Here is a 10,340-nt window from a genome sequence, read left to right as displayed (position 1 = left end):
CGGGAACAAGGGTCCGGTTAGGGTTTCCGAACGCCCGACCGGTGGTGTCTGACGAACGCAGTGAGGAGTTCCGCCGGTCAGTGAAGGAAAGCCTTAGCGGACCGTTCCAGGCGAACCGGTCTGACGGCACAAAACCCGGAATCGGAATAGAAAGAAAAAATAAACCTACATTTAGGGGAAACATGTGTATAAACATCAAAATTTATACATGTTTTTTGATTATTTTTATAATTACGAATTAACTCTCTTTTGAGTGATAGTCGGTATAAATTCTTCGGCTATTTGATGAGATGAATTCTTTATTTATATTTGTTATTTCATACTAAGTGAGTGACAGAGTATGCAAAAATATATATTGATATGGAGAAAAAGACAGACAGGCAGGAAATGGATAAAATATTGTGTCCGCTTTTTATTATTTGGGCTTATCTTATTGTTGGGTACGATTCTGTTGTGTAATCGGATTATCATTCATAATACTGAAAGTTGTTTGTATGATCAGGTAGAAACAATTCCCGAAAATCGGGTGGGGTTGTTGTTGGGAACTTCTCCGAAGTTGCGGGGTGGTCGGCCGAATCTTTATTTCAATTACCGGATCACGGCTGCTGTGGAACTCTTTCAGGCCGGTAAGATCAGCCGGATATTGGTCAGTGGAGATAATCGCCGCATGAATTATAACGAACCGGTTGAGATGCGGAAAGCGTTGATCGCCCATGGAATCCCGGATAGCGTGATCGTAATGGATTTTGCCGGGATACGTACACTCGATTCGGTGATCAGGGCTAAAAAAGTGTTCGGACAGGATCGGTTTACTATCATCTCCCAACGGTTTCATAACGAGAGAGCCCTGTATATTGCCGGGCGGAATGGAATCGAAGCCGTCGGTTTTAATGCGAAAGATGTCGATGTCTATAGTGGTGTTAAGACCCGGGTCCGGGAATTATTGGCCCGGGTGAAAGTTTTTATCGACATCGTTGTCCATAAAGGTCCCCGTCATTTGGGAAAACGGGAGATTATTCCCTGAAGTTTGTCCTTGAACGCACGTTTTTGTATCTTTGTCCCCATGAAGAACGGGGAGTTGCATACATTGATCGATTTGCTGGAACGGAGTTGCCTGAAGTTTCCGGAAAATGCTTATTTGTGGGAAAAGCGTGAAGGGGGGTATCGGTCGGTGACCTATCGGCAAACTCGCCGGGAAGTGGGTGATGTGGCGGCCGGTTTGCTGGCCGGAGGCTTGCAGAAGGGCGATCGCGTTGCTTTGCTGAGTGAGGGATGTAACGATTGGGTGTTCGCCGAATTGGGTATTTTATATGCCGGTGGTGTGAATGTTCCCCTGAGTATTAAACTCACGGATAAAGAATTGATATTTCGTGTCCGCCATTCCGGGGCCCGTTTCCTGATCGTATCGGATTATTATGTAGCGACTTTGCGGCGGATAGAAGCTGAACTTCCCGAAATCGAAAAGATTTATGTCATCCGTTATTCTTCGGCTGAGGAAGGAAAATATAATTCTTTCGAACGTCTGAAAGATGAAGGAAAACGTTGGGTGACAGAGTACCCTGGAATGTTGGAAAAACAGGCCGTAACAGTTAGTGGGGCCGATCTGGCCAATATTTCATATACCTCGGGAACGACGGCCGAGCCGAAAGGAATTATGCTTACCCATGAGAATTATGTGAGTAACGTGTTGCAATCCGATTCCCTGATCCGTATTCCGGAATATTTCCGGATTTTGCTTTTTTTACCTTGGGATCATAGTTTTGCACATACCGTCGGGATTTATTCGTTTATGTATAACGGGGCTTCGTTGGCAGCCGTCGATTTCGGTAAGTCACCGATGGAATATCTGCGTAATATTCCGTTGAATATGAAAGAGATAAAGCCGCATGTGTTGCTGAGCGTTCCTGCTTTGGCCAAGAATTTCCGGCGGAGTATCGAGACGGGTATCCGGCAACGGGGATGGCTGATCCGGAAACTTTACGGACTGGGACTGAAATGGGGATATTACTATCATGGTCAGGGAAATTTCCGGGGGAAAGGCGGACGTATGCTACTGTGGCCTGTGGTGAAGCTGATGGATATACTGGTATTTTCGAAGATCCGGAAAATTTTTGGCGGTAACCTGCAATTTTTTGTCGGGGGTGGGGCTTTACTGGATACGGAATTGCAAAGATACTACTGTACCCTGGGTATCCCGATGTTGCAAGGGTACGGATTGTCCGAAGCTTCTCCGGTGATTAGTTCCAATTGTCCGCAACGTTACCGTTTCGGGTCTTCGGGACAGGTAGTGAAACCTTTGGAATTGAAGATTTGTGACGAAACAGGGACAGAAGTGAAGAAAGGGGAAAAGGGAGAGATCGTCATCCGGGGGAAGAATGTGATGAAAGGATATTGGAAGAATGAGAAGTCTACGGCCGGGACGATCCGCGACGGCTGGTTGTATACCGGAGACAGGGGTTATCTCGGTGAAGACGGGTCGTTGTTTGTATCGGGACGTTTTAAATCACTGCTGATTGCCGGCGACGGGGAAAAATATAGCCCCGAAGGAATCGAAGAAGCTATTGCCGAATTATCCCCCTATATCGATTATTGTGTGTTGTACAATAATCAGTCGCCTTATACGGCCGGCCTGATCGTTCCGAATAAAACAGCTCTGACCGAATATGTAAAACAACGGGAAGAAGAACCCGGAACGGTTGAAGCTTGTAAGCTGATGCTGACGAAATTGAATGAGGAACTGATGAAATTCCGTAAGGGTGGCATGTATGAAGGGATGTTTCCTGAACGCTGGTTACCTGCTGTTGTCGGGATCTTGCCGGAACCTCTGACGGCACAGAACGGAACGGTCAATTCAACTTCGAAGGTGGTGCGGCACAAGGTGTACGAAGTTTTCCGGGAAGAATTGGATTTTCTTTATACCCCTGAGGGAAAGGATATCCGGAATCCCCGGAATACGAAGAATATGAAGAGTATGATCACGTGGAAGATCTAATAAGAAAATTATGCGAAGGAAAACAACTGCTGTTCGAATAGGAAATGTGGTTCTTTCATCGGAAGAACCGGTGCTGGTTCAATCGATGCTGAATACGTCGACCCGGGAGGTGGATGCTTGTGTCGAACAGGCGATCCGGATTATCGAGGCCGGTGGCCGGCTGGTGAGGATTACTGCTCCGGGAGTGAAGGAAGCGGAGATGCTCGGGGAAATACACCGTCGTTTGCGTGAACGGGGATATACGACTCCGATTTCTGCGGATATTCATTTTGTTGCTGAGGCTGCTTCGGTTGCCGCCCGTTATGTGGAAAAGGTGAGGATAAATCCGGGAAATTTTGCGGATAAACGGGCCACTTTTAAGAAGCTGACCTATACCGATGAGGAGTATGCAGCTGAATTGGAAATCCTGCGGCAGAAATTTACGGAGTTTCTGGAGGTTTGCCGGCAATATGGAACGGCTGTCCGCATCGGTACGAATCATGGTTCGTTGTCCGATCGTATTATGAGCCGCTATGGAGATACCCCGGCGGGAATGGTGGAGGCTACGATGGAGTATTTGCGGGTGTGTCAGGCTTGTGACTTTAAAGATGTGGTGATTTCGCTGAAATCGAGCGATTGCCGGACTATGGTGGATGCCGTACGTTTACTGGTGGAGAAAATGGAGGCTGAGGGAATGTGTTATCCTTTGCATTTGGGAGTTACGGAAGCCGGTGAGGGTGAAGACGGACGTATCCGTTCGGCAGTGGGGATCGGAACCCTGTTGAATGAAGGAATCGGGGATACGATCCGGGTGTCCCTGACCGAGGAACCCGAAGCCGAGATTCCTGTGGCTTGCGAATTGGCCCGGATCTGTTCCGAACCGGAGTATCTGAAAGGGTGGACCCCATTGAAAGGAGAGTGTTCGAAACCTTGTATCGTGGCCGGATTGACGGGAGTAACCGTATTGGACGAACAGGTGATGAACCGGATCGGTTTTACCGTAAGTGAGGTCAATGATCCGGTATATGGTGACCGTTTGCATGCCGGTATAAAAGCACCGGAATGGATTTATACCGGGACATTGGGACCGGAATTGACTAAATTACCCCCGGATACAGGGGTTATCGTACCTCTGGAGATTCTGGATATGGCTCATGTCTATAACCGGAATGCTTCTCCGTTATGCAGTGTCGGAGCATATAAAAAGGGGGAACAGACGATCGATAGCAAGTACAGATTGGTGCAGATCTGCCGGTCCGAAGAACTGGATGCCGATTTAACCGGCCGGTTGCGGCAGGATGGGAAAGCGGTGTTGGTTTTGGCACTGCCTGTCGAATATCGCCTTTACCGGGAAATATTCCGCCGGATACAGGAGGCCGGCCTGACTAATCCGGCGATTATCCGGGCTGTCGTGCCGGGGAAGGAGAAAGAACGAATCCGTCTTGTGGCGGCTTCACAATTGGGCGGTTTTTTTCTCGACCGTCTTGCCGGTGGTCTTTGGATCGAAACACCGGAAATAGAGGACCTGACTTTCCCTTTGGAATTGAGCCGGAATATTTTACAGTCTGCCGGAGTGCGTCGGTATAAGGCAGAATTTATCAGTTGTCCGGGGTGTGGAAGGACATTGTTCGATTTGCAGGGTGCGGTGGCTAAGGTGAAAGCAGCGTTCGGACATCTGAATACGCTGAAAATCGCTGTCATGGGTTGTGTGGTCAACGGACCCGGAGAGATGGGAGATGCCGATTATGGCTATGTCGGTGCAGGGAATGGAAAGGTAAACCTGTATAAAGGCCGGAAAATGGTGCGTACTGCCGTCCCGGAAGAGGAGGCGATCGGGGCGTTGAGGGAGATGATAGAGGGTAGAAGCTAAAAGTTAAAGGCTAAAGGTTAAAAGCTAAAGGCTGAAGAGTAGAAACTAAAGGGTAAAAGCTGGAAAGGGAGAGGGTAAAGGCGGGGAGAAAGGTAGAAAGTAAAAAAAAGACTTTTAGTAGGAGGTGGGTGGCATGAGTGTTTAATTTTAAAATTTATTTTATGTCGGAACAATCGCCTCTGTCTTTAGGAACAGAGGATATTAAGAAATTATTGATGCGTTATGCTGTCCCGGCGATCGTAGCAATGACCGCTGCTTCGTTGTATAATATGATGGACAGTATTTTTATCGGACACGGGGTGGGGGCATTGGGAATTGCCGGTTTGGCCGTGACTTTCCCTTTTATTAATCTGGCGGCGGCTTTCGGCTCTCTGGTGGGAGTAGGAGCTTCTACACTGGTGTCTGTGAAGATGGGACAAAAGGATTTGAAAAGTGCCGAGGCGGTGCTCGGGAATGTACTTTTGCTGAATACCGTGATCGGTTTTTTGTTTATGACGGTATGCCTGATTTTTCTGGATCCGATCCTTTATTTTTTCGGGGCCAGTGCGGACACTTTGCCGTATGCCCGCGATTATATGAAGGTAATCCTTTATGGTAACCTCATTACTCATATTTATATGGGGCTCAATGAGGTGATGAGGGCTTCGGGTTACCCGCAAAGAGCGATGATGGCGACGTTGTTTGCCGTCTTGATCAACGGAGTGCTGAATGCACTTTTCATTTTTGTTTTGGATATGGGAATCAAGGGAGCTGCCCTGGGGACGATCTGTGCCCAGTTTTTGGCTTTGCTCGGGGTGTTGTACCATTTTTCCAGTCCGAAAAGTTTTATTCGTTTTCAAAAAGGAATTTTCAAGGTCAGATGGCATATTGTCGGAGGAATGCTGGCTATCGGGTTGTCGCCTTTCCTGATGAATCTTTGTAGTTGTCTGATCGTTTTGCTGATCAATAATGGATTGAAAGATTTCGGGGGAGATATGTATATCGGAGCTTATGGGATCGTCAACCGTATTGTGTTTTTGTTCATCATGATCGTTATGGGATTTAATCAGGGGATGCAACCTATTGCCGGATATAATTTCGGTGCCCGGCAGCTGTCCCGGATGATTCAGGTATTGAAATATACGACCTTATGTGCCATTACCGTGACCACTCTGGGATTTTTGATCTGTCAGATTTTTCCACGGACGATTATCCGGATGTTTACCGGTGATTCCGATTTGATCGATATTGCCGAACATGGGATGCGCCTGATTCTTTTGTTTTTCCCTTTGGTCGGTTTCCAGATGGTATCCTCGAGTTTTTTCCAGTCGATCGGGATGGCCGGAAAAGCGATTTTCCTGTCTTTAACCCGCCAATTGATCTTTTTATTGCCCTGTCTTCTTATCCTGCCGCATTATTGGGGTACCGACGGCGTTTGGGGAAGTATTCCGGTAGCGGATTTTATCGCTTCGATTACAACCGGGTTGATGTTGGGCTGGCAATTGAAGAAATTCAAGACCGGGGGATTGAATAATGCAAAAGATTCGGTAGCTTTGTAATAGAGTTTGTAAACTGATATTTATGGAAAAGAAAATAATCATCACCATCGGAAGACAGTACGGTAGCGGTGGCCGCTATGTCGGTAAGAAGCTGGCTGAACAATTGGGTATTGCGTTTTACGATAAAGAATTGATCAACCTGGCTTCGAAAGAAAGCGGCATATGCGGTGAATTTTTCGAGAAAGCGGACGAACGGAATTCCGGTAGCCTGCTGAAAGCTTTAGCTATGGGTTTTTCGATGAATAACGCCATTTTTCAAAGTAACGATTACCTGTCGAACGAATCGTTGTTTCAGATTCAGTCGGATGTGATCCGTAAAGTGGCTGCCGAACAGTCGTGTATCCTGGTTGGCCGTTGTGCAGACTATATTTTGCGGGATAATGAAAATTGCATAAGTGTTTTTATCAGTGCCCGTATGGAGGACCGGATCCGGCGGGCTGTCGAGTATGCTCATATCGAAGAGAAAGAAGCCGAGGAATATATCCGGAAAGCAGATAAATCCCGGGCTTCTTATTATAATTACTATACCGACAAAATCTGGGGAGCTGCCGAGTCATACGACCTGTGTATCAGTTCTTCCGTTTACGGTATCGACGAAACGACCGCCTTTATCCGGGAGTTTGTGAGTAAACGGTGAAAGCGGTATAAGCGGATATTTTTTCTTTCTATTCCGATTCCTGGATCTATACCGTCAGCCCCGGTCGGAAAAACCGGTCGTCGCAAACGAATCAGTAACGAAATGATCTTAAGTACAGGCTGGTACGTTGCCTTTCATTACGGGTGACACAGGAATCGGAGAATTCCCTTTTGTCTGCATATAACCCTTCTCTGAGCGAAGATCCTCGAAACGCTGTATACCTGTCGGGAGTTTGTGTAATAAGTCATCTCCTTCACCCCGACATGGCTTCGGTTTTCCCAAGAGAGGCGAAGCGTCCATTCATATCGTCCTGTACGGGGACGGATGGATTTTGTGTGGTTGCTGGTGGCGGACGGGAGGTGGGGTACGGATGGAATGGCGGTAGCTCCTTGAAAAGTTGTGTCGGTCAGGGAGAGATAAAGACAGCCGACCGACTAAAGCGACTAGATTACCAAAACCGATCTCTGCAGGCGAATCGGTAACGAAATAAAACTACGTTTGTAGGCGTAAATGGTATATAACTGCTTCTATAAATTAGGATACTGGGATGGATTTATTGTATTTTTGTCTGATTTTTTCTAAATTTAATTTGCTGTATGGTGAAATTTCTATTATTTCAATTATTTTTTTTATTGTTTATAAATAATACTTGAGGATAAATATTATTTTCATTTTTTGTATTATACCAAACATTATTTTTATCAAGGTACAGAAGAGGTGAATGAAATGCTTCTTCTCCAAGTTTTAATCTTAATATTTTATATGATTGAATATTTGTTAATATAAATTTCACCTTATTGAGCTTATTGAAATATTTGGCAATAAAATGTTCTGCTTTAGTTATACAACCTGAGCATCCTGAGCCTGGAACTAATATAATTATTTCTGTTGAATCTAGATTAAAAGTACTCTTCTGTAATGCTTGATTATAAAAGTCCACATTATTAGTACATTGATATAAAAAGCAATAAATAGAATATAAAAAATGTTTTTCATTTAGATTATTTTAGATGGCATAACATAATGATTGGATTATCGTCTATTTTAGTCTGACTGATTAATTTCTCTATTACTGTTTTATTATAGTTTGAAATTAATGTATTTGAACTTGAACTATTATCTACAACTTTTGAAGGAAGTATGCTATAAATCAAAGCATTATCTACAAGATAGGAATAATCGGGTGACATCCAATAATCGATATCATTTTGAAAATAAGTTTCGATTTTAGCTACTCTCAGCTCTTTTTTCTGCAAAATGTTCAAATCTATAGTAATCAAATGCCATATCTTGTTTCTTTGGTATATAGTCTACGATTTAATCAGATTATCTATTATTGCTAAAAATTATTTTCATTCTTTTTAAATAGTTTCTTAGCGATTCTATATTGTCTTTATCTGGAATGAATACATTTTGTATAATATTGTTTGAATCTGTTGTGAATAATAATGGGGTAGCATATTTATTTATTGGAAGTTTATCTTCTTTTTTCAATGAAGAGATAATTTGTTTTCCTAAGAAGTTTTTTCTTAATCTATTTTCTATGTCATTTGAAAAAAATATAATATTTTTATTTTTTGCATAATCGGGGAATTCCGATTTTATGATTTCCCGTATCCCCTCAAGACAAGGTTGGCAAGCTTGCATCGAGAAATGAAAAACTAACACATTTTTTGCGGATTTATCTATTTGGGGATCTGTGTCCGAATAAAAATTTGTATTTTCTATTTCTTTTATAATTTTTGCTTTACTTGCTTCAATAATACGTATATAATCATGTTTTCTATTATGATATTCCTTGTATTGTCGGCATAGAAATATAGATATGAGCACTAAATTAAAAATAATAGTCGCAATGATTGCATATTTTAATTTCATAATTATTTTTGAGATGTACTATTAAATTAATGAGTATATTTATTGAAATAAGCCTGTAAATGTTTTTGATTTTTCAGACTTTATGTTTTTATTCAATCTGCTGATATACAGCTGTAAGAAGGAGTATATATTGTAGATTAATAGCGGATTACCAGTGTTTGTAAAATGCATCTGATCCTTTTACTTTGAATTAGTTAAGTGGTTTAATGGGTAAATGTACATAACTACCTTATCTATTATTTGAATATATATTCTATCAAATATGGATTAGAGGTTACATCATCGTAGTGTTTTATTATTTCCCGACTAAAAGTATCCAGGATATTAAGATTTTGATAATTAGCCATCTCGGAACTCTGGATAATGCCAATAGCCGTACTGTCATCCATATAATCGGCTACAAAGGAAATCTCTTTTTCTAATTTATCGAATACCGTACTTTTACCTGTCGGTTTTTCATAGAAAATATTGATACAGTCTTCTTTTCCTTTTATCTGAATGACAGTATACAGATAATCTTGATTTTGCCAATTTTTGTAATATGTACAAGGTAGATTGTCTACAACTTCTTTGAATTCCTGAAAGTTATTCCTGTCATAGTCCGGTATCGTTTTGAGTGGATCGTAGTCATGGCCGGGAATGAACCATTCGTATGCAATTTTGGGGCCTTCTTTACTTACACAATATACTTGGTCGAAAAGAAATCTGGAGAGGTAAGTTGTGTCGTTATAGGTGTAAAAAGAAGGCAGTCCGATAGCACAGTTTTTCTTATTTTTAATGTATTTGCCTGTAATTTTTCCGGATGTTCTGGAATAAATACTCAGGATGTTTTCATTGTGTTCGCAACAGAAAGCAATATGTTCCCGATCGATATATCCAAATTTGTGATAGGCGGGAATCTCTTTCGGAAGAGAAACTTTTGCAATAAATTTTCCTGTCGTATCGAACGTTAATAAATTTCCCATGGGATCCAATAGTTCAAGGGTTTGCTCATAGGGATTTATATTGATGTCGTTAAGAAAATTGTATTCTTCCGGTCCTCTTCCTTTTTGATTTATTTTAAATAGAAAATTTCCGTTGTCGTTGAAAACAAATACTATATTTTGTCTTGCATCCAGTAGGTAGATTGTTTTTTTATGCACGAGCACCTTGTCTATCTGGGCCATTAAGGAAGAATCTGTCGTTTCAAGTGGAATTATTCTCGCTGAAGTAAAAAGTGTTTCAGGAGGTAAGGAAGAAATTTTACCGATATCTACTGAAATACTTTTTTCATTGATTGTTGGTTGACAGCTGGAAAATATTATAATAAATATAATAAGTAGAAATAGATATTTCATTAAAATTTGTTTTTATTATCAAAAGAGAGTATGTCAAAATGTTATTCTATTCTCTTTTTATTTCTATTTGAGCTTGATTTTAATATTTGACATACTTTCTTTAAGTTTT

At 42.2% G+C, this 10,340-nt stretch carries 10 protein-coding genes; 6 read left to right on the top strand and 4 right to left on the bottom strand.

The features are described 5' to 3' along the window. Positions 1-340: 340 nt before the first annotated feature. The 6 genes from AC5RDS_RS02820 (at position 341) to AC5RDS_RS02795 (ending at position 7,401) form a co-directional block, all read left to right on the top strand. Positions 341-1,024: a SanA/YdcF family protein gene (locus AC5RDS_RS02820; RefSeq protein WP_237983006.1), complete on the top strand. Its 684-nt coding sequence runs from the start codon at positions 341-343 to the stop codon at positions 1,022-1,024. A 39-nt stretch (positions 1,025-1,063) separates the two neighbouring features. Further along, complete coding sequence (locus AC5RDS_RS02815) at positions 1,064-2,992, top strand: AMP-dependent synthetase/ligase (RefSeq protein WP_013613074.1); 1,929 nt, start codon at positions 1,064-1,066, stop codon at positions 2,990-2,992. Positions 2,993-3,002: 10 nt separating this feature from the next. Continuing rightward, positions 3,003-4,841, top strand: a complete 1,839-nt coding sequence (ispG, locus tag AC5RDS_RS02810; protein ID WP_013613075.1) for a (E)-4-hydroxy-3-methylbut-2-enyl-diphosphate synthase — start codon at positions 3,003-3,005, stop codon at positions 4,839-4,841. Positions 4,842-5,002: 161 nt separating this feature from the next. Next, positions 5,003-6,379: an MATE family efflux transporter gene (locus AC5RDS_RS02805; protein ID WP_013613076.1), complete on the top strand. Its 1,377-nt coding sequence runs from the start codon at positions 5,003-5,005 to the stop codon at positions 6,377-6,379. 22 nt (positions 6,380-6,401) lie between these two features. Continuing rightward, positions 6,402-7,016, top strand: coding sequence for a cytidylate kinase-like family protein (locus AC5RDS_RS02800; protein ID WP_013613077.1), 615 nt, complete (start codon positions 6,402-6,404; stop codon positions 7,014-7,016). Positions 7,017-7,248: 232 nt separating this feature from the next. Then, the gene (locus AC5RDS_RS02795) at positions 7,249-7,401 is read left to right on the top strand and encodes a hypothetical protein (protein ID WP_167535997.1); all 153 of its coding nucleotides are present in this window, start codon (positions 7,249-7,251) and stop codon (positions 7,399-7,401) included. 231 nt (positions 7,402-7,632) lie between these two features. Here AC5RDS_RS02795 and AC5RDS_RS02790 read toward each other — a convergent pair whose 3' ends face one another. From AC5RDS_RS02790 to AC5RDS_RS02775, 4 genes are all read right to left on the bottom strand, one after another. Beyond that, on the bottom strand, positions 7,633-7,956 hold the full coding sequence (locus tag AC5RDS_RS02790) for a hypothetical protein (RefSeq protein ID WP_041556917.1): 324 nt from the start codon (positions 7,954-7,956) through the stop codon (positions 7,633-7,635). A 61-nt stretch (positions 7,957-8,017) separates the two neighbouring features. Further along, entirely contained in the window at positions 8,018-8,272 is a 255-nt protein-coding gene (locus AC5RDS_RS02785) for a hypothetical protein (protein WP_147347749.1), read from the bottom strand. Between the two features lie 70 nt (positions 8,273-8,342). Beyond that, complete coding sequence (locus AC5RDS_RS02780; RefSeq protein WP_013613078.1) at positions 8,343-8,894, bottom strand: hypothetical protein; 552 nt, start codon at positions 8,892-8,894, stop codon at positions 8,343-8,345. 236 nt (positions 8,895-9,130) lie between these two features. Next, positions 9,131-10,231: a DUF4934 domain-containing protein gene (locus tag AC5RDS_RS02775; protein WP_013613079.1), complete on the bottom strand. Its 1,101-nt coding sequence runs from the start codon at positions 10,229-10,231 to the stop codon at positions 9,131-9,133. Positions 10,232-10,340 lie beyond the last annotated feature (109 nt).

It is taken from the genome of Odoribacter sp., from assembly GCF_985060555.1.
Note: the sequence above shows the minus strand (reverse complement) of the source record. Positions and strands in the feature narration are given on the sequence as shown.